This window comes from Streptomyces sp. NPDC093598 (assembly GCF_044764825.1).
GTDB lineage: Bacteria > Actinomycetota > Actinomycetes > Streptomycetales > Streptomycetaceae > Streptomyces.
The window spans coordinates 91,384-109,529 of sequence record NZ_JBIWIV010000006.1; the positions used below are offsets into that span (position 1 = coordinate 91,384).

The window sequence follows — 18,146 nt, forward strand, 5'->3', positions numbered from 1 at the left end:
ATGCCTGCTCAGAAGCGGGCTACGCGACGGACCACGCGATGCCGTCGAGGATGTCGTGCTCGCTCACGACGACCTCCCGCGCGCCGATCCGCTCCATGATCGACAGGAGCACGAGGGCACCCGCCCCGATCACGTCGACCCGGCCCGGGTGCATGGAGGGCACGGCCGCGCGCTCGACGTGGGTGGAGCGCAGCAGCCACTCGGTGATCTCGCGGACCCGGTCGTGGGAGACGCGGGAGTGGTGGATGGCCTGCGAGTCGTACTCGGGCAGCTCCTGCGCGATCGCCGACACGGTCGTCACGGAGCCGGCGAGGCCGACCAGCGTGCGCGCCTCGCGCAGCGGGACCGTCTCCTCGGCGAGGTCGAGGGCGGCCTCGATGTCGGCCCGCATGGCCGCGATCTGCTCCTGCGAGGGCGGGTCGCTCACCACGCCGTCCCGGACGAGGTGCCGCTCGGTCATGCGGACGCAGCCGATGTCCACCGAGCGGGCCGCCCGGACCTGGTCGTCGCCCACGACGAACTCGGTCGAGCCGCCGCCGATGTCCACGACGAGGTAGGGCTTCGGGAGGTGGTCGCCCCCGGCCAGCTCCTTGGTGGCGCCGGTGAAGGAGAACCCGGCCTCCTGGTCCCCGGAGATCACCTCGGGCTCGACGCCCAGGATCTCCAGCACGCCGCGCGCGAACTCGTCCCGGTTCTCGGCGTCCCGGGAGGCGGAGGTCGCCACGAACCGCAGCCGCTCCGCCCCGTGCTCCTTGATGATCCCGGCGTACTCGCGGCACGCCGCGAAGGTCCGCTGGAGCGCCTCGGGGGCGAGTCGGCCGGTGCGGTCGACACCCTGCCCGAGCCGGACGATCGTCATCCGGCGGTCCAGGTCGACGAGCTCACCGGTGGTGGGGTCGGCGTCGGCGACCAGGAGCCGGATGGAGTTCGTACCGCAGTCCACGGCGGCGACACGGGTCATCGGACGTCCTCCTCGACGGCCGTCACACACGCGCCCTTGCGCCACCACTCCGGCAGCATGGCCAGAGCCTCGTCGCCCAGCGGGTTCACGCCCGGCCCGGCGGCCAGCGAGTGCGCCACCAGGACGTGCAGGCACTTCACCCGGTCCGGCATGCCACCCGCGCTCGGGAAGTTCTTCAGCTCCTCGATCTCGTCGCGTCGCCGGATGTAGTCCTCGTGCGCCGCCCGGTAGGCCGCCGCCAGCTCCGGGTCCGAGGAGAGCCGCTCGGTCATCTCCTTCATCACGCCGTTCGCCTCCAGCGTGCCGATCGCCGAATTCGCCTTCGGGCACGTCAGGTAGTACAGCGTCGGGAAGGGCGTGCCGTCGGGCAGGCGGGGGGCCGTCTCCACGACGTCGGGCTGTCCGCAGGGGCAGCGGTGCGCGATGGCCCGCAGGCCGCGCGGGGGCCGGCCGAGCTGCTGCTTGAAGGCCTCGACGTCCGCGTCGGTGGGCTCGGTGCGCGGGGTGGTCGGCGGGGGCGTTTCCATGACTGTCTTCAGGCTGTCTTTCTCTGATCGCCGGCTGGGAGGTCAGGTCACTGGCCGGAGGCGTCGGACTTGTCGACGCCGTCCCAGACGTTGGAGTACCAGGGGCGGTCGGCCGCCCCCAGGTCGGTGCGCGACTGCTTCGCCGCGTGCGGGTCGACGACGATGAAGCCCGTCTCCCCCGGCATGACGTAGTGCAACCGCTGCCGGATCTGCTGCTCGGCGTAGGCGTCGTCCTGCCAGCGCGCCTTCAGGTCGCGCAGCCGTTCGACGCGCTCGCGGGCCTGCTGCTGTTCGCGCTGGAGGTCGTCGATCTCGGCACGCTGCGAGACGTACTCCCGCATCGGGTAGGCCAGGGCCACGATCAGCGAGCACATCACCAGGGCGAGCAGCGCGGCCCGGCCGGTCAGCCGTGAGCGGCGGGCCTGTCGCCTGGTCTGGGATCGGTAGACCCGGGCCGCGGTCTGCTCGCCGAGCAACCGGATCCTGGTCGCGGTGGAGAACCGGTCCCGGTCCTTCACGGCCATCTGTCCGCCTCCCGCTCCACCGTCATACGCGCGTACGTCCCCGGACACGGTACGGGACCGAGTACGGGGACGTACGTACGACGCTGCTGATTACGGGCGGGTCAGCCCTTGAAGCGGGGGAACGCCGAACGGCCGGCGTACACCGCGGCGTCGTCGAGGATCTCCTCGATGCGCAGCAGCTGGTTGTACTTGGCGACGCGCTCGGAGCGGGCCGGGGCGCCGGTCTTGATCTGGCCGCAGTTGGTGGCGACGGCCAGGTCGGCGATGGTGACGTCCTCGGTCTCGCCGGAGCGGTGGGACATCATGCACTTGAAGCCGTTGCGCTGGGCCAGCTCGACGGCGTCCAGGGTCTCGGTGAGGGAACCGATCTGGTTGACCTTGACCAGCAGGGCGTTGGCCGCGCCCTCCTCGATGCCGCGGGCGAGGCGCTCGGGGTTGGTGACGAACAGGTCGTCGCCGACGAGCTGGACCTTGTCACCGAGCTTGGCGGTGATGGTCTTCCAGCCCTCCCAGTCGTCCTCGAACAGCGGGTCCTCGATGGAGACGAGCGGGTACGCGTCGACGAGCTCCGCGTAGTACTCGGTCATCTCGGCCGCCGAGCGCTCCTTGCCCTCGAAGGTGTAGACGCCGTCCTTGTAGAACTCGGAGGCGGCGACGTCGAGCGCCAGGGCGATCTGCTCGCCGGGGGTGTAGCCGGCCTCGTTGATCGCCTCGAGGATGAGGTCGAGGGCCTCGCGGTTGGAGCCGAGGTTCGGGGCGAAGCCGCCCTCGTCGCCGAGGCCGGTGGCCAGGCCCTTGCTCTTCAGGACCTTCTTCAGCGTGTGGTAGACCTCGGCGCCCCAGCGCAGGGCCTCGGAGAAGGACTCCGCGCCGATCGGGGCGATCATGAACTCCTGGATGTCCACGTTGGAGTCGGCGTGCGAGCCGCCGTTCAGGATGTTCATCATCGGCACCGGCAGCAGGTGCGCGTTCGGGCCGCCCAGATAGCGGAACAGCGGCAGGTCGCTGGCCTCGGAGGCGGCGTGGGCGACGGCGAGCGAGACGCCGAGGATGGCGTTGGCGCCGAGGGAGCCCTTGTTGTCGGTCGCGTCCAGGTCGAACATCGCCTGGTCGATCAGGCGCTGCTCGGTGGCGTCGTAACCGACCAGCTCCGGGCCGATCTGCTCGATGACCGCGAGGACGGCCTTCTCCACACCCTTGCCGAGGTAGCGGTTCGAGTCGCCGTCGCGGAGCTCGATGGCCTCGAAGGCGCCCGTGGAGGCGCCGGACGGGACGGCGGCACGACCCGTGCTGCCGTCGTCGAGGCCGACCTCGACCTCGACCGTGGGGTTGCCTCGGGAGTCCAGGATTTCCCGGGCTACGACGACGTCGATGGACGGCACGAGCATCTCCTTCTTGAAGTGACACGGTGACGCGGGCCGCGTGGACCCGGCGCGAGGTGCGGGCCTGTGGTGGCTCGCGACATGAGCCTAACCGGCTCCGGGCGATCGGCCACCGGGTCGCCCACCCCATGGACAGAACCGAGAGTAAATTGTTTCCGAACGGAACAAAGCCGGTTCGCGAAGTCCGGCAGAAAAAACCCCGCTCCGGTGCGTACGGGGGATGACGCACCGGAGCGGGGAGCCCGTGGACCCGGGCGGGCCGGGTGGGGCGGGCCGCTGCTTACTTCAGGTGCAGCTGCTGGCCCGGGTAGATGAGGTTGGCGTCCTCGACGATGTCCTTGTTCAGCTGGTACAGCTTCTCCCAGCCGCCCTTGACCTTCTCCTCCGCGGCGATCGAGCTGAGGGTGTCACCCTTGACGACCTTGTACTCGCCGTCACCCTTCTTGACCTTCTTGCCGGTCGGGGTGGTGACGGTCTTCTTGGCCGCCGGACGCTCCTCGGAGCGGGAGGCCGGCTGCTGCTGGGTCTGGCGGGTCTCGGTGCTCTGCTGGTTCTGCTGGCTCTGCTGCGAGGAGCTGCCGGAGTCGCTCGAGGAGCCGCCGCCGGTGTAGCCGGCGCTCGACAGGCCCTTGCCGCACACCGGCCAGGCACCCTTGCCCTGGCTCGCCAGGACCTTCTCGGCGATCTCGATCTGCTGGGCCTTGGTGGCCTGGTCGGCGGTGGAGGCGTACTTGGTGCCGCCGTAGCCGGACCAGGTGGAGGCGGAGAACTGCAGACCGCCGTAGTAGCCGTTGCCGGTGTTGATGGACCAGTTGCCGCCGGACTCGCACTGGGCGACGGCGTCCCACTCGGAGGCGGTGGCGGCGGAGGCGTTGCCGGCCGCCATCAGCGGGGCGGCGACGGCGGCGCCGGCGACACCGGCGACGGCGATGGCGCGGGTGGCCTTGGACGGACGGCGGTGCTTGCCCTTGCCGGAAAACAGCATGGATGGATCCCCTCACCGACGCCTGCGAGGTGAGCTGTCGGGTTCGGGCCGGTTGAGTTGCCCGGCCGCGTCCCTCCCGGGACACGGCTTCACCCCAAGCCCTTCCGGCGCAACTGTCCGGTCGGGCACCTACCTTGGGTCCCCCGCTCCTGCCTACGGCGCTTGACGCGACGACTGTTCCCGTACGGCCGCTGGCAGGATTCGGCGTTGCGGCAGCCGGGGCTCGCGGTGACGAGCGGTCACGACCGTAGACACGCGATCCCCGGAATTTCAAAGACGATCAGGGCTTCTGAGATCTATCTCTCACCGGTCTTATACGGGACATTCGGCGCGAAACGTGACGTGAACTCACCCGGTTTCGGGGCGACTTCGACCGCCGTTTCCGCACTGCCCGGACGACTACCTCTCGTCCGCTTCGACCCCTGTCGTGAGCGTCTGACCGGGGAGGATGAGGTTCGGGTCGGTACCGACCGTCTGCTCGTTCCCGTCGTAGAGAGAGTGCCATCCGCCGTCGAGGTCAAGGGAGTCGGCGATGGACCAGAGGCTGTCGCCGACACCCACGATGTAGGAGCCCTCGGACGCGGCACGGGAGGCGTCGTCGCCGCGCGAGGCGTGGCGGCCCGAGGATTCACCCTCGCGGCCGTGCGCGGGCGCGGAGCTCTCCTCGGCGCTGGGACCGCGGTGGCGGCCGGAGCCGGTGTCGGTCAGGGCCGAAGAGTCCTCGCCCTGGCGCGAGTTGCCGGACCCGTCACTTCCGGGGGTGGCGGAGGGGGAGCTGTCGGGGGTCTGGCCCTGCTCCTGCTTCTGCCCTCGCTCCAGAGAAGAGGAATCGGACGACTTGTCGGACTTGGCGGTTTCATCCTTCGAGTCCGACTGCACGTCAGGTGACGACGAAGCGCTCGAGGAAGGAGTCGATGAAGGGGACGGCTCGACGGAGTCGAGCAGACCGGGCGAGTCCACCTCGCCGGATGATTCGGACGAGTCGGACGAGTCCGACCCCTTGTCCTGCTGGAGGCCGGAGAGCAGTCCGCAGGTACGCCACGCGCCGACCCCCTGGTCGGCGAGGATTCTCTCGGCCACGGATATCTGCTGGGAGCGACTGGCCAGATCGGCGCTCGCGGCGTAGTCGAGACCGCCGTGGTTCTCCCAGTCCTCCTGGGACAACTGCAGGCCGCCGTAGTAGCCGTTGCCGCTGTTCTGGCTCCAGGCGCCGCCTGTCTCGCAGTCCGCGACCCGGTCCCAGGTCGTGCCGTCGGCCGCACTGGCACCGGAGGCCCCGAGGAGTGGGATCGCGATGGCGGAGCCGGTCACTCCGGCCGCCACGAGGAGAGCCGGAGCCTGGCGGGGGCGACGGTGCCGACCGTTCCCGGAGAGCATACGGAGACCTTTCGCGAGACAGCAGTGATCGGCGCGGCCGAAGAATCCCGGGCCGCGTTGAGGGGTGAACGTATCGGCAGACGATCACTTGTCACAAGTTCATGCCGCGTAGATCACGTGAAGATCACAACTCTGATGTTTCGTCACTTTCAACCGGTGCGAACTCCACCGGCAGGGTGCGCAGCCCGCGCATGATGAGGCCGCCGCGCCAGCGCAGCTCGGCCGGATCCGCCGCGAGCCGGAGGTCCGGGAGGCGGGTGAGGAGGGTGGCGAGCGCGGTCTGGCCCTCCAGGCGGGCGAGCGGCGCGCCGAGGCAGTAGTGGATGCCGTGGCCGTACCCGAGGTGCTGGTTGTCGCGGCGGGCGAGGTCCAGCACGTCCGGATCGGCGAACCGCTCCGGGTCCCGGTCCGCGGCGGCCAGGACGACGAGGACGGGGTCGCCGGCCTCGATCTCCTGCCCGCCGATGGTGAGCGGCTGCGTGGCGAAGCGCCAGGTGGCGAGTTCGACGGGGCCGTCGTAGCGGAGGAGTTCCTCGACGCCGGTCTCCAGGAGGCCGGTCTCCCCCGCCGCGAGGGACGCCTGGAGCCGTGCACGCTCCTCGGGGTGGGTGAGCAGCGCGTAGGTGCCGTTGCCGATCAGGTTCACGGTCGTCTCGAAACCGGCGAACAGCAGGATGAAGGCCATGGCCGCCGCCTCGTTCTCGGTGAGGTGCTCGCCGTGGTCGGAGGCGCGGATGAGACCGGAGATGAGGTCCTCGCCGGGGGCCGGCTCGGCGGGCAGCGCCTCCCGCTTGCGGTGGATGAGGTCGGCGAGGTAGCCGCGCATCTTCTTCACGGACCGCGCCACGCCGCCCCTGGGCCCGCCCTGGTGACGGATCATCATGCCCGCCCAGTCGCGGAAGTCGTCCTGGTCCTCGCGGGGGACACCGAGGAGGTCGCAGATGGCGTAGATGGGCAGCGGGAAGGCGAACTCGTGGATCAGGTCGGCGGACCCCTTGCGCGCGAACCCGTCGATGAGAGTGTCGGTGAGCTCCTGCACCCGCGGCGCGAACTCGGCGACCCGGCGGGGTGTGAACGCCTTGGACACGAGCCGCCGCAGCCGGGTGTGGTCCGGCGGGTCGATGTTCAGCAGATGCGTCATCAACTCGGCCTTGCGCTCCCCGGGGATCCCGGTCTTGCCCTTGGCGTGCGCCGGTTCGTCGTGATGTGCCGGATTCTTGGAGAGCCGGCTGTCGGCGAGCGTCTGCTTGGCGTCGGCGTAGCGCGTGACCAGCCAGGCCTCCACACCGCTGGGCAGCCGCGTCTTGTGGACGGGGCTGTGCTCGCGGAGCCAGGCGTAGGCGGGGTAGGGGTTGCTCGCGAACTCCCAGGAGAACAGCTCGGGCATGCCGGGCACGTCATGTTCCATGCCATGACCCTACGCAGCGCCTGCCCCGGCACCGGCCGCCGCTGTCAGAGGCCGTCCCTACTCTGATCGCGTCGAGATCTGGGAGGAGGGGGCTGGTACGTCAACTACCACACCGGCGCGGAGGCGTTCGTGGTGTTCGCCTGCAGGGTCTTCCGCGATCCGCGCCGGCAGGCGCAGGGGCGCCTGCCGGCGCAGGCGTACGCCCGCTCCCTCGGGATCCCCGAAGCGCAACTGGACTGGGAGGACCGACCCGCCGGACTCAGCCCTCCGCCTCCTTGATCGCGTCGCGGTACGCGCGGGCCGCCGCTCTCAGGGCCGCCTCCGGGTCGACGCCCTCCGACTCGGCGCGCACGGCCAGGGCCAGGAGCTCGTAGCCGATGCCCTCGACGGGTGGGAGGGGTATGTCCAGGTGCGCTGTGCGGGCGCGGGAGGCCAGCTTGGCGGCGAGGGCGAGGCCGGGCTGGCCGAGGGGGATGCCCTCGGTGATCGAGGTGCGCTGCTTCTCCACCGCCTTGGTGCGCAGCCAGTGCTCCTTGACCTCCTCGGGGGTCGTGGCCGTCGCGTCGCCGAAGACATGCGGATGGCGGTGGATCAGCTTGGCGACGAGGCCGCCGGCCACGTCGTCGATGGAGAAGGGCTCCGCCCCGTCTTCCGGGCGGCCTTCCTCGGCGATGCGGGCGTGGAAGACGACCTGGAGGAGGACGTCGCCGAGCTCCTCGCGCAGTTCGTCGCGGTCGCCCTCCTCGATCGCCTCGACGAGTTCGTACGCCTCCTCGATGCCGTACTTGGCCAGGCCCTTGTGGGTCTGCCGGGAGGACCAGGGGCACTCGACGCGGATGCGGTCCATGACCTGGACCAGGTCGAGCAGCCGGGCGCCCGGGAGGTCGTAGGAGGCGGGCAGCAGCTCCAGCTCGGGCATGGCGATGCGGCCGGTTCCGGCGAGGCGTGCCAGACCGTCCGTCAGGACCGGTTCGCCCTCACCCGTCGCCACCACGACCACCGTGCGGCCGCCGGCGCAGACGTCGACCAGCTCCTGGGCGGTCGGGGACGCCTCGTCGACCGGTATCCCCGCCTCGCGCAGATACGGCAGCTGCGGGTGCGTGCCGTCCGCGCACAGCACCAGGTCCGCCGCGTGCAGTGCCTGCCAGGCGGGCCAGGAGAGCAGGCCGGGGGCGACGCGGTGGCTGGTGGTGAGCAGGATGATGCGGCCGGGGGCGGCGGCCGCGTCGGGAGCGGTCCGCTCGGGGCCCGGGGTGGCTTCGGGGCTGTTGGCGTTCACGGTTCGAAGCTATCCCACGCCGCCGACAGCACCCGAAGTCGTCCACAGGGGCCGGGGATGCCAGGTGCCCTACATGCCCTGCTGCGTCTGTGCCGCCGTGACGTCCCGCACCCAGGGCGTCTTGGCGTCGGCGCGGCTGCTCTTTCGGACGTCCCAGGTGCCGTAGCGCGGGTTGAGGTCGACGTTCAGGTCCTTGGAGGCGTCGGAGAGGGCCTTCCAGAACTCGGGGCGGTCGGTGTTCGTGCCGAGCTTCTCGGCGAGCTTCTGGGCCTCCAGCTGGAGGCGGAGGTTCTCGTCGAGGCGCTGGGGCGGGATGCCGTACTGCTGGAGCCAGGTCGTCTCCAGCGCCTTGGCGCCACCGGCCTGCTGTTCCAGGCCGGATCGCATCTGCTGGACCTCCTTGCGGGAGACGCTCACTCCGGCGTCCTCGGCGGCGCGGTGCAGCACCCGGTCCAGGACCATGGTGTGCAGGGTGTCGCGGGTGAGGGTGCCGGTTCTCGCGATGGCCTGCTGGTACTGGGCCTCGTCCTGCACGGCCGCCCGCTGGGCCGCGCGTACCTCACCGACCCGCTCGTCCAGCTGGGAGACGGTGATCCGCTGGCCGCCCACCACGGCTGCCGCGCCGGGATGCGCGTCGTTCCCGCAGGCGGTGAGCAGGGGCGCCGCGGCGGCGATCGCGGCGGTGAGGAGGAGCGCGGTGCGACGGCGGCGGTGCAAGGAAACCTCCCGAGGAGATGCAACGACAGGTGCGGCGCGCAGCGCCTCCACCAGGGGTGGTGGTCGGGCGACGGGCGGGCGCACAAGGTCTTGCGATGATCGATGGTAGGCAGTGGCCAAGCTCTGGCCAACCCATTCGACCAACGATTCACCGCGACTTCCGGCATCGCCGCGCCCCCCGGGGCGGTCGTCAGCCGCGGACCTGCCCCAGCCACTGCAGCGTCCTGCGGATCTCCGCACCGAGCGGGTGCCCGGGGCCGTGGGTGCGCTCCACGTCGTGCAGCAGCCGGGCCAGGGTGTCGTGGGCGGCGCCGCGGTCGCCCAGGGCCAGCAGGAGATGCCCGATGCGGCGGCGGACGTCGTGCGCGAGCTCGGGGCCGCCTGCGGCGACGTACTGGTTCTCGTAGTACGGCAGCACCGCCCGGTACTCGGCGAGCGCCGCGGCCGGTTCGCCCAACTGTTCGAGGCACTGGGCGGCCTCGTACCGGAAGCGCAGGGCCTGCGGGTCGGCCTGGCCGGCCTCGGCGGCGCGTTCGTCGGCGAGCCGGCGCAGCTCGGGCAGGGCGCGGCGGTACTGGCCGTCGTCCAGGAGCGTCGCCGCGTACTGCTTGCGCAGGGTGCGGACGACCGGGGAGTGCGCGCCGTGCTGTTCGGCCGCTGCGGGCAGGATCGCCCCGAGGATGTCGACGGCCTGGGTGACGCGGCCCTCGCCGAGGAGCCGCTTGACCTCGTCGACGGCGCGGGCGATGTCCGTCTTCCCCGCTGCCTCGGTGACGGGTGCGGCGGGCGTGGGCCGGGGCGCGGGGGTGCGCGCACGATCCGGCCAGGGGGCGTGCGGGCGCAGGAACGGGCGGGTGGGATCGAGTGCCGCTCCGGTGGGCGTCCCGCGCGCGGGCAGGAGCAGTTCCAGGTGCTCGTAGACCTCCTGTGCGGAGGCGGGCCGGTGCTGCGGGTCCTTGGCGAGGAGGCGCAGCACGAGCGCTTCCAGGGCCTCGGGAATTTCGGGGCGGATACGGCGCACGGGCAGCGGGGGCTCGTACAGGTGCCGGTGCAGGACGCCGAGTGCGGTGGAGCCGGAGAAGGGCACGTCTGAGCTGAGCAGTTCGTGCAGGACCACGCCGAGTGCGTACAGGTCGGTGTACGGGCCGACCGCGCCGCCCATCGCCTGCTCCGGGGCCATGTAGGCGGGCGAGCCGATGGGGGTGCCGGTGTGGGTGAGGCGGGTGGTGTCCGCGTCCATGACGGAGGCGACGCCGAGGTCGAGGACGGTGACCGTGCCGTCCTGCTTCACCATGACGTTGCGCGGCTTGAGGTCGCGGTGGACGATCGGCACGGCGTGCACGGCGCTCAGCACGGCGCACAGCTGAGCGGCAACCGCGACCGCCCACTGCCAGGGGTACGGGTCGTGCTCGGCGAGGTGCCCGGCGAGGTCGGCGCCGTCGATGTACTGCATGACGAGGAACAGCTCCTCGCCCTCACTGCCCGCGTCGTGCACGGTGACCAGGCCCGGATGATCGACCTGCGCGGTCACCCGGCACTCGCGCACGAAACGGCGGCGCAGTTCCTCCGCGTCCTGGCCGGCCACCTTGTCGGGGCGCAGCAGCTTCACCGCCACGCGCCGGTCGAGCCGCTGGTCGTACGCCGTCCACACCTGGCCCATGCCGCCCTGCCCGAGGACGGTGGACAGTTCGTAGCGGCCGGCGACGACACGTCCTGCCGCCGCGGTCACCTTCCGCCCTCGTGATTGCCGTGGCCTTCGCCTTCGTGCCGGCGCAGGTAGTCGCTGAGCTCGTCGAGCTCGGCCCGGACCTGGTCGATGCGGGCGGGCGCGGGGTGCTGGGAGGACGGGGGCGGCTGTACCGGGCCCGGGACGTGAGGTGTGGCGTCGCGGGGCACGGGCGTGTGAGGCACGGGCGTGTGAGGCGCCGGGTGCTGCGGGACCGGCGTGGAGTTGGGGGCGTAGGGCGGCGCGGGGTGCGGATAGCCGTAGGGGGTGTGGGTGACGGTCGGTGCGTGGGGCGACGCGTAACCGGCGAGCTGCCGACGCTCACCGTGGTGGGCGATGTCCACGACGAGGAAGTAGATGGCGGCGGCGGCCCCGAGCAGAAGGATCAGGGCCAGGGCGATGTCGGTCCGGTTGTCGTCCTCCGGCAGCGCGCCGATCACCGCGAAGCCCGTGATGGACAGCGGCAGGCTCGCCCACGCCAACACCCAGTCGAGGGCCCGTCCGCGCAGGACGGCCACCCGGAACAGCGGTACGCAGGCCAGCACGCCGCACGTGAGGAAACCGGCGGCGGCGAACAGCACGCGCAGGGAGATGACCGTTGCCGCGCTGCGGGGAGGCGGCGCCGCGCCGTGGCCGTACATGACTGCTCCTGGACCGGTGTGGCCGATGGGGACGGACGTGCGAAGGACAGACCCTGTTGGGGAATCCGAGCGTATAGCCCGACACGGACAACCGGTCACGGGTTGTACCGAACCGTTGTCATGCTGATCACTTCGTGTGTACGGCCCGTCCCCGAGCCGGTCGCGACCCGACGGTCCGTCACGCCCTACAACGGGTGCCGCATCCACACGTTGGGTTCGACGTACACCGCATACCCGCGCTCCACTTCGCAGCGCACGGGCACCAGACCGCCCGGCACCTCGATGTCGCCCTCCGTGTCGAAGGGCAGGCCCGTCCAGCGGCGCCAGTCCGCGAGCGGTGCGGCCACCGTCATGGACGCCGGTGCCACCGAGTCGATGGTGGCGCCGGCCCGGGCGTGGACGCGCAGCCACGGGTCCTGGGGCAGGCCGTCGGGGCGGACGCGGCGGGCGTACTCCTCCATCGGCGTATGCGGTTCCAGGTGCTTGGCGTTGGGGCGGACGGGGGCGACGACCTCGCGGAAGCCGCGGGCCCGGGCGTTGTCGCGCATGGCCGAGAGCATCAGCGCGGACAGGCCGCGGCCTTGGGCGTGCGGGGTGATCGAGACCGAGATCGCGCTGACCGTGTCGGGGCGGACCCCGCGGCGCAGGTCGGAGAACGCCCACACCAGGACCGTGTCCCAGCCGTTCCCGGGCAGTCGGCCACGGCCCTCGGCATCCAGGGCGAAGGGCACGCTGTAGGCATTCGCGACGACCTCACCCTGCTCGTCCTCGGCGAACAGGACGTACTCCGGGAGTTCGGCGGCGATCCGGGGGAAGTGGGCGGCGCCCACGAGGTCCTGGATCGTGAACTCGGGCCAGCTGTCCGCCATCCCGACGACCCGCTCCAGCATGTCCGGGCGGTCGGCGAGGCTCGATATCTTCGACTGCATGCGATCACGGTAGGCATGAGGGCGCACGGCCGGAACCGAATTACGACGTGAGGGCACGGTCCGCCACTCGGGGAGTCCTGGCTCGGCGAGCGGCGATCACCATGACCACCGTGGACAACAGGGCGATGCCTGCGCCGACGTAGAGCGGTGAGGTGTAGCCGAGGCCCGCGGTGATGGCCAGGCCTCCGAGCCAGGCGCCGAGGGCGTTGCCGACGTTGGACGCGGACACGTTGGCGCTGGCGGCCAGTGCCGCTCCGTGCGCGTAGTCGGTGACACGCGTGATCATTCCGGGCACACTGGCGAATCCGGTCACGCCCATCACGAACACCAGGACGACCGAGGCGGTCGCGCTGCCGGCCAGCAGGCCGAACAGGGCCAGGGTGAGGGTGAGTCCCAACAGGGCGAGGACCAGGGCACGGTCACGGTCGCGGTCGGCCGCGCGCCCGCCGACCAGGTTCCCGACGACCAGTCCGACGCCGTACACCATCAGCAGCCAGGCGACGTCCGCCGGGGCGAAGCCGCTGACCTCGGTGAAGGTGTAGGCGATGTAGCTGAACGCGCCGAACATCCCGCCGTAGCTGAGCGCCGTGGCCGCCAGCGTCAGCCAGACCTGCCAGGACCGGAACGCCCGCAACTGCGACCGCAGGCCGCTGGGCGGCGCTGGGTCCGGCTCATCTGCCTCTGCGGCCGGCTGTGCCGGGTCGAATTCGGCCTCGCCCGTCCTTGTGGCCGACGGCGGCGGTAGGGGGTCCGCCGTCCCGTCGGCGCTCGTGGCCGACCGCGGCAGCACCGGATTCGCCCGGCCGGCCCCCGTGGCCGACCGGCCCGGTGCTGGATGCGTCCCTGTTGCAGGCCGGACTCGGCCCGCCCCCGCGGGCACCAACGCGGCGATTCCCGCCAGCGCGAGCACGCCGATCGCGGTGACCGCCCAGAACGCCGCCCTCCAGCCCCAGCGCTCGCCGACCAGCGCGCCGAACGGCACGCCCAGCACGTTCGCGACCGTCAGCCCGGCGAACATGATCGCCACGGCCTGGGACTTCTTCTCCGGCGCGACCAGACTGCGCGCGACCAGCGAGCCGATACCGAAGAACGAACCGTGGCACAGCGCCGCGACGATCCGCCCGAGCAGCATCACCGGGTAGTTCGGCGCGACGGCGGAGAGCAGGTTGCCGGCGACGAACAGGGCCACCAGCCCGAGCAGGACCTGCTTGCGGGGCAGCCGGGCCGTCGCCGCGGTCAGCGCGATCGCTCCCACCGCGACGCTCAGCGCGTACCCGGAGATCAGCCAGCCCGCGGCCGCCTCGGACACCGTGAAACTGGACGCCACCTGCGGCAGCAGCCCCGCGATGAGGAACTCGGTCAGACCGATACCGAAGCCGCCGAGCGCCAGCGCGACGAGTCCACTCGGCATCCGTCACTCTCCGATCGAGCCCCCGTCACTCGTCCAGTGACATCACCCGTCACCTCAGCACATCGAGTGGGAGTGGGAAAGTGCTTTCCGGCCGAGCGGCAGCCGCGCCGGCAGCCCGTGCCGTTTCAGCCGCCGCACTGCTCCAGCATCATCCGCTTGTCCGCCGCCGTGACGGGCAGCTCGTACTTCAGCGACACCTGGGCGAAGCGCACCGAGTAGGCGCAGCGGATCCGCTTGTTCGGGGGCAGCCAGGACGCCGGGCCGGAGTCTCCCTTCGAGCCGTTGGTCGGCCCGTCCACCGGGACGAGGTTGAGCGGGTCGTTGGCGATGGACTCCCGCTTGTCCTCCGTCCAGCGCGAAGCGCCCATCTGCCAGTCGTACGACAGCGGCATGACGTGGTCTATCTGGACTTTGATCGCATGGGACTTGGTCCACTCGATGACCTTCCCGGTGTACGGGTCGTGCAGCGTCAGCGAGGTGACGACGCAGTCGGACCCCGCCCGGAAGCGCAGGTCCTCCCCATCTCGTTTCAGGAGGTCGTTCCGCGTGTCGCAGCCGTTGCGGGAGAAGGGGACGTCGCGCGGTGCCGAGTCCATCCAGGCGTAGCCGAACTTGTCCCGTTCGTAGCCCGTCCTGGGGCCGCGTCCCTTCGTCATCACCTTCTCGATCAGGGCACGTGCCCTCTCCTTGTCCGCGCCGGACGTGATCGCCGCCAGCCCCGGCTTCGTGCCGTCCGGGTTGTCCAGCGGGTTCACGTTCCGCCCGTCACCGGCGGCCGGGACGCCGGAACCGGAGGGCCCGCCGCCGTCGGCGGGCGGGGCCAGGCCCTCGCATCCGGCCAGCGCCGAACCGGTGAACACCATCGCGACAGCCAGTGCCGCCCCGCCCCTCAGACGCGTCACCGCGCCCCTCCTCTGTTTGCCCGTTTCCGCTCCGGCACGGGCGGCCCGTGCCGGGTCCCACGGTAGCGAGGAAGAGGTTCAGACCACATGGGGCCTCAATGCGCATTCTTCGCATCTCGCGCGTATCGTCGGTCCTGAGTCACCTCCGGAGGGAGCTGTGCATGGGCATCTTCGACAAGTTCAAGAGCCAGGCGCGGAACAAGGGCAAGCGAGGCTCTGACACCGCAGAACAGCGGATCAACGAGAGGACCGGCGGCAAGTACGAGGACCAGGTCGACTCCGGCCAGCAGCGCGCCGAGGGCTCGCTGGGCATGGACCGCGACCGCAATCGGCCCGAACAGCAGTAAGGCCCACAACTCAAGGCCGTCCGCGGAGACCCAGACGCATCTCCTGCGGGCGGCTTCCTGCGTGCGGAGCTCCGCCGCCCTCTGCGGTCAGACCTTGCCTATGCCCAACGTCGTTTCCGAGGGCAGCAGGCCCGACGCGAGGACCGCGACCCAGAAGTCGCCCAGCAACTCGGCGAGCCGGTCGACGCGGGCCGGGCCGAGGGACTGCCAGGGCCCGGCGGCCAGGTGGTCGGTGTGCTGCTCCACGCGGTGACGAAGGGCGCGGCCCGCCTCCGTGGCGGTGCCGTGCTCGTCGATCAGACCCCTGGCGGCCAGGCGGTCGCGCGCGGCCGCCCACTCCTCGGGGCTCCAGCCACGGCTCTCGAAGCGTTCCACCGACGCGGCACCTATCGCCGCGAAGGAGACGAGCGACTCCACGGGATCCAGGCCCGCCACGAGCAGGGCCGCGAGGTGGCCGTCCCCTCGGTGCTCGCGCAGGATCGTCGCCGCGTGCCACAGCTGAAGGTGCGGCTCCTGCGGCCAGCCGAGCGCGGCGTTGCCCGCGGCCAGCGGACGGGCGGCCGTGTCCGCGGCCTCCGCCGCGCGCCGGGCGAGTGCGGCGGCTTCCACCAGCTCCGGGCTGCTCACCCGGTCACCGAACACGGCCCGGTAGGCCCTGTCGACAGCCCGCCCCCTCGCCTCGATCACCGCGGCGGGGCTCGCCACCCGCCACGCCGGCTCGACGTACTCGGCGACCATGCGCGGACTGAAGCTGTAGAAGGCCGAGGCCACCTGCTCCGGTCCGGCCTCGCCCAACGGAGCGGCGCGCCAGGGGAAGTAGCTCGGCCAGCGCTCCCCCGTGCCGTACCCGAGGGCGGCCGCCTCCTCGAATGCCTCCGGCGCGTAATACAGCACCGCGTGCAGAGGCTCCAGCAGATGCCACATCTGCCGTGCACGAACCGGCTGCACGCCGCCCTTTCGCACCCTGGCGCCCTCGTCGACCTCACCGAGCTGTTCCGGCATGGCGTACCTCCACTCGCGTCCACCCCCGTGGCCCGTGGTCCGGTCTCGTCCGGCCACGCGCAACTTGACACTGACAAGATTGCACGGATCGACGGCAACTTGTCAATGACAAGATTCGGCGTACGCTCCTGACCATGAGCTCCAGCAAGACCTCCGCGCACGACAAGGGCCCGGCCGACCGCCCGTACCACCACGGTGACCTGCGCCGCGCCATCCTCACCGCCGCTCTCGACGTCATCGCGGCGGACGGACCGTCCGCGCTGAGTCTGCGCGACCTCGCCCGTCGCGCCGGGGTCTCGCACGCCGCGCCCGCCCACCACTTCAAGGACCGCGCCGGGCTGCTCACGGCGATCGCCGCCGAGGGCTTCGGGCTGCTCGCGGCCGCGCTCAGGGAGACGGCGGACCTGAAGGAGGCGGGTGTGCGCTACGTACGTTTCGCGCGGGAGCATCCGGCGCACTTCCAGGTGATGTTCGCGCCCGAGCTGCTGCGCGACGGCGACCTGGAGCTGGCCACCGCCCGTGCCCTCGCCTCGGACGCCCTGCGCGACGCCGTCACCGCCGTGCCGCCGGAGGGCCGCGGCACCGACGCCCGGCTCGCCGGTGTCGCCGCCTGGTCCCTGGCCCACGGCTTCGCCACGCTGCTGCTCAGCCACAACCTCGACGGCCCGGTGGGCGACCGGGACCCCGAGGAGGTGTTCCGCGGGCTGGCGGACATGCTGTTCCGCCCCGCCGGGTAGTGGCGGCCGCCCCGCCGGGTAGTGGCTGCCGCGCGCCCGGGCACACGCGCTTGACCTTGCCACTGACGTCAACGTCCGAGGATCCCCGCATGGCATCCCCGCAACCACAGAACCAGCGAAAGACCTCCCCGGCGACCCGGCGGACCGTGGTGGTCACCGGCGCCGGTACCGGCATCGGCCGTGCCACCGCCCACGCGTTCGCCGACGAGGGCGCACACGTCGTGGCGGTGGGCCGCCGTGAGGCGCCCCTCGTCGAGACCGCTGCCTACGACACGTCCCTCATCAGCCCGCTCGTCGCCGACATCTCTGCCGCCGACGGCCCCGGGACGATCGTCCGTACGGCGCTCGACCGGCACGGCCGGATCGATGTCCTCGTGAACAACGCGGGGATCGTCGACGCGCAGTCCCTGCGCACGTACACCCGCGCGGCCGTCGAGCCGTTGCTCGCGACGAACCTCCTCGCTCCCGTCCTGCTCACCCAGGCCGCGCTGCCCGCGCTGGAGGACAGCCGCGGTGTGATCGTGAACGTGACGACGTCGGTCGACCGGCGCGGCTGGCCCGGCAACTCCTTGTACGCGGCCGGGAAGGCGGCTCTGGAAGTGCTCACCCGGAGCTGGGCGGTGGAGCTCGCGCCGTTCGGGATCCGCGTCGCCGCCGTCGCCCCGGGCGCGATCGACACACCGATCGGCGAACACGCCGGGCACACGCCCGAGCAGCAGGCCGCGATCCGCGCGTGGCAGCTCGCACACACGCCGCTCGGCCGGGTCGGCCGCCCGGGGGAGGTGGCTTGGGCGATCGCCCGGCTGGCCTCGCCGCAGGCCTCGTTCGTCACCGGCGTGGTCCTTCCGGTGGACGGCGGCGCGGTCGTCGCATGAGACTGGCGCGCATGGCAGCACCTCGTATGCGTATCGGTGAACTCGCCGAGGCGACCGGCACCACCCCGCGCGCCCTGCGCCACTACGAGCAGGCAGGGCTCATCGCCTCCGAGCGGGACGGGAACGGCTACCGCCTGTACGACGCCGGTGCGGCCGTCCGCGTCCGCAACATCCGCCAGCTGCTCGACGTCGGGCTGACGCTCGACGACGTACGGGTGTTCCTGCCCTGCCTGGACGGTGACGTCACGGCCGGACCCGCCTCCGAGAAGGGGCTCCGGGTCGCCGCCGACCGGCTCGCGGTGCTGGACGCGCGCATCGCCGCGCAGGTCACGGTCCGCGACCGGCTTGCTGCGGCACTGCGCGAGGCCACCGGTGCGCACATGCGACCGGTGGCCTGACGGACCTCAGCGGACCCG

At 71.6% G+C, this 18,146-nt stretch carries 19 protein-coding genes and 1 riboswitch; of the genes, 4 read left to right on the forward strand and 15 right to left on the reverse strand.

Features of this window, described 5'->3' with window-relative positions:
* Positions 1 to 19: 19 nt before the first annotated feature.
* From ACIRDU_RS20425 to ACIRDU_RS20490, 14 genes are all read right to left on the reverse strand, one after another.
* Positions 20 to 961 (reverse strand): exopolyphosphatase, encoded by a 942-nt coding sequence (locus ACIRDU_RS20425; protein WP_403581382.1) that lies wholly within the window; start codon positions 959 to 961, stop codon positions 20 to 22.
* The gene (locus ACIRDU_RS20430; RefSeq protein WP_403581384.1) at positions 958 to 1,488 is read right to left on the reverse strand and encodes a DUF501 domain-containing protein; all 531 of its coding nucleotides are present in this window, start codon (positions 1,486 to 1,488) and stop codon (positions 958 to 960) included. Before ACIRDU_RS20430 ends, ACIRDU_RS20425 begins: the two co-directional genes overlap by 4 nt.
* Before the next feature lie 47 nt (positions 1,489 to 1,535).
* Complete coding sequence (locus ACIRDU_RS20435; RefSeq protein ID WP_403581386.1) at positions 1,536 to 2,012, reverse strand: septum formation initiator family protein; 477 nt, start codon at positions 2,010 to 2,012, stop codon at positions 1,536 to 1,538.
* A 101-nt stretch (positions 2,013 to 2,113) separates the two neighbouring features.
* A complete protein-coding gene (eno, locus tag ACIRDU_RS20440; RefSeq protein ID WP_128092713.1) occupies positions 2,114 to 3,394 on the reverse strand; it encodes a phosphopyruvate hydratase in 1,281 nt (426 codons plus the stop codon).
* 280 nt (positions 3,395 to 3,674) lie between these two features.
* Positions 3,675 to 4,379 carry a transglycosylase family protein gene (locus tag ACIRDU_RS20445; protein WP_403581388.1) on the reverse strand — a complete coding sequence of 235 codons (705 nt, stop codon included), beginning with the start codon at positions 4,377 to 4,379 and terminating at the stop codon, positions 3,675 to 3,677.
* A 4-nt stretch (positions 4,380 to 4,383) separates the two neighbouring features.
* A riboswitch (cyclic di-AMP (ydaO/yuaA leader) is annotated at positions 4,384 to 4,550 on the reverse strand.
* A gap of 228 nt (positions 4,551 to 4,778) precedes the next feature.
* A complete protein-coding gene (locus ACIRDU_RS20450; protein ID WP_403581391.1) occupies positions 4,779 to 5,756 on the reverse strand; it encodes a transglycosylase family protein in 978 nt (325 codons plus the stop codon).
* A 124-nt stretch (positions 5,757 to 5,880) separates the two neighbouring features.
* The gene (locus ACIRDU_RS20455; protein ID WP_403581393.1) at positions 5,881 to 7,164 is read right to left on the reverse strand and encodes a cytochrome P450; all 1,284 of its coding nucleotides are present in this window, start codon (positions 7,162 to 7,164) and stop codon (positions 5,881 to 5,883) included.
* Between the two features lie 259 nt (positions 7,165 to 7,423).
* The gene (locus tag ACIRDU_RS20460; protein ID WP_403581395.1) at positions 7,424 to 8,443 is read right to left on the reverse strand and encodes a nucleoside triphosphate pyrophosphohydrolase; all 1,020 of its coding nucleotides are present in this window, start codon (positions 8,441 to 8,443) and stop codon (positions 7,424 to 7,426) included.
* A 69-nt stretch (positions 8,444 to 8,512) separates the two neighbouring features.
* Positions 8,513 to 9,160 (reverse strand): SurA N-terminal domain-containing protein, encoded by a 648-nt coding sequence (locus tag ACIRDU_RS20465; protein ID WP_403581396.1) that lies wholly within the window; start codon positions 9,158 to 9,160, stop codon positions 8,513 to 8,515.
* Between the two features lie 190 nt (positions 9,161 to 9,350).
* Positions 9,351 to 10,847, reverse strand: coding sequence for a protein kinase (locus ACIRDU_RS20470; RefSeq protein WP_403581752.1), 1,497 nt, complete (start codon positions 10,845 to 10,847; stop codon positions 9,351 to 9,353).
* Between the two features lie 38 nt (positions 10,848 to 10,885).
* Positions 10,886 to 11,527 carry a hypothetical protein gene (locus ACIRDU_RS20475; RefSeq protein ID WP_403581398.1) on the reverse strand — a complete coding sequence of 214 codons (642 nt, stop codon included), beginning with the start codon at positions 11,525 to 11,527 and terminating at the stop codon, positions 10,886 to 10,888.
* A 185-nt stretch (positions 11,528 to 11,712) separates the two neighbouring features.
* Complete coding sequence (locus ACIRDU_RS20480) at positions 11,713 to 12,456, reverse strand: N-acetyltransferase (RefSeq protein WP_403581400.1); 744 nt, start codon at positions 12,454 to 12,456, stop codon at positions 11,713 to 11,715.
* A gap of 40 nt (positions 12,457 to 12,496) precedes the next feature.
* Positions 12,497 to 13,867: an MFS transporter gene (locus ACIRDU_RS20485; protein WP_403581402.1), complete on the reverse strand. Its 1,371-nt coding sequence runs from the start codon at positions 13,865 to 13,867 to the stop codon at positions 12,497 to 12,499.
* 125 nt (positions 13,868 to 13,992) lie between these two features.
* Positions 13,993 to 14,769 carry an HNH endonuclease family protein gene (locus ACIRDU_RS20490; RefSeq protein ID WP_403581404.1) on the reverse strand — a complete coding sequence of 259 codons (777 nt, stop codon included), beginning with the start codon at positions 14,767 to 14,769 and terminating at the stop codon, positions 13,993 to 13,995.
* A 161-nt stretch (positions 14,770 to 14,930) separates the two neighbouring features.
* Between ACIRDU_RS20490 and ACIRDU_RS20495 the strand changes: the two genes are divergently transcribed.
* Entirely contained in the window at positions 14,931 to 15,116 is a 186-nt protein-coding gene (locus tag ACIRDU_RS20495) for an antitoxin (RefSeq protein WP_403581406.1), read from the forward strand.
* Positions 15,117 to 15,203: 87 nt separating this feature from the next.
* On the opposite strand, the gene ACIRDU_RS20500 is transcribed toward ACIRDU_RS20495, so the two are convergent.
* On the reverse strand, positions 15,204 to 16,040 hold the full coding sequence (locus ACIRDU_RS20500; protein WP_403581754.1) for a hypothetical protein: 837 nt from the start codon (positions 16,038 to 16,040) through the stop codon (positions 15,204 to 15,206).
* A 212-nt stretch (positions 16,041 to 16,252) separates the two neighbouring features.
* Between ACIRDU_RS20500 and ACIRDU_RS20505 the strand changes: the two genes are divergently transcribed.
* From ACIRDU_RS20505 to ACIRDU_RS20515, 3 genes are all read left to right on the forward strand, one after another.
* Positions 16,253 to 16,855: a TetR/AcrR family transcriptional regulator gene (locus ACIRDU_RS20505; protein ID WP_403581408.1), complete on the forward strand. Its 603-nt coding sequence runs from the start codon at positions 16,253 to 16,255 to the stop codon at positions 16,853 to 16,855.
* Between the two features lie 89 nt (positions 16,856 to 16,944).
* A complete protein-coding gene (locus ACIRDU_RS20510; RefSeq protein WP_403581409.1) occupies positions 16,945 to 17,730 on the forward strand; it encodes an SDR family NAD(P)-dependent oxidoreductase in 786 nt (261 codons plus the stop codon).
* 26 nt (positions 17,731 to 17,756) lie between these two features.
* Positions 17,757 to 18,128: a MerR family transcriptional regulator gene (locus ACIRDU_RS20515; RefSeq protein WP_403581756.1), complete on the forward strand. Its 372-nt coding sequence runs from the start codon at positions 17,757 to 17,759 to the stop codon at positions 18,126 to 18,128.
* Positions 18,129 to 18,146 lie beyond the last annotated feature (18 nt).

Coding starts and splice junctions, on each gene's coding strand:
- ACIRDU_RS20505 (WP_403581408.1), top strand. CDS start 16,253: ATGAGCTCCAGCAAGACCTCCGCGCACGACAAGGGCCCGGCCGACCGC.
- ACIRDU_RS20485 (WP_403581402.1), bottom strand. CDS start 13,867: ATGCCGAGTGGACTCGTCGCGCTGGCGCTCGGCGGCTTCGGTATCGGT.
- ACIRDU_RS20500 (WP_403581754.1), bottom strand. CDS start 16,040: ATGTGGCATCTGCTGGAGCCTCTGCACGCGGTGCTGTATTACGCGCCG.
- ACIRDU_RS20495 (WP_403581406.1), top strand. CDS start 14,931: ATGGGCATCTTCGACAAGTTCAAGAGCCAGGCGCGGAACAAGGGCAAG.
- ACIRDU_RS20455 (WP_403581393.1), bottom strand. CDS start 7,164: ATGGAACATGACGTGCCCGGCATGCCCGAGCTGTTCTCCTGGGAGTTC.
- ACIRDU_RS20425 (WP_403581382.1), bottom strand. CDS start 961: ATGACCCGTGTCGCCGCCGTGGACTGCGGTACGAACTCCATCCGGCTC.
- ACIRDU_RS20480 (WP_403581400.1), bottom strand. CDS start 12,456: ATGCAGTCGAAGATATCGAGCCTCGCCGACCGCCCGGACATGCTGGAG.
- ACIRDU_RS20445 (WP_403581388.1), bottom strand. CDS start 4,379: ATGCTGTTTTCCGGCAAGGGCAAGCACCGCCGTCCGTCCAAGGCCACC.
- ACIRDU_RS20475 (WP_403581398.1), bottom strand. CDS start 11,527: ATGTACGGCCACGGCGCGGCGCCGCCTCCCCGCAGCGCGGCAACGGTC.
- ACIRDU_RS20430 (WP_403581384.1), bottom strand. CDS start 1,488: ATGGAAACGCCCCCGCCGACCACCCCGCGCACCGAGCCCACCGACGCG.
- ACIRDU_RS20515 (WP_403581756.1), top strand. CDS start 17,757: ATGCGTATCGGTGAACTCGCCGAGGCGACCGGCACCACCCCGCGCGCC.
- ACIRDU_RS20510 (WP_403581409.1), top strand. CDS start 16,945: ATGGCATCCCCGCAACCACAGAACCAGCGAAAGACCTCCCCGGCGACC.
- ACIRDU_RS20450 (WP_403581391.1), bottom strand. CDS start 5,756: ATGCTCTCCGGGAACGGTCGGCACCGTCGCCCCCGCCAGGCTCCGGCT.
- ACIRDU_RS20435 (WP_403581386.1), bottom strand. CDS start 2,012: ATGGCCGTGAAGGACCGGGACCGGTTCTCCACCGCGACCAGGATCCGG.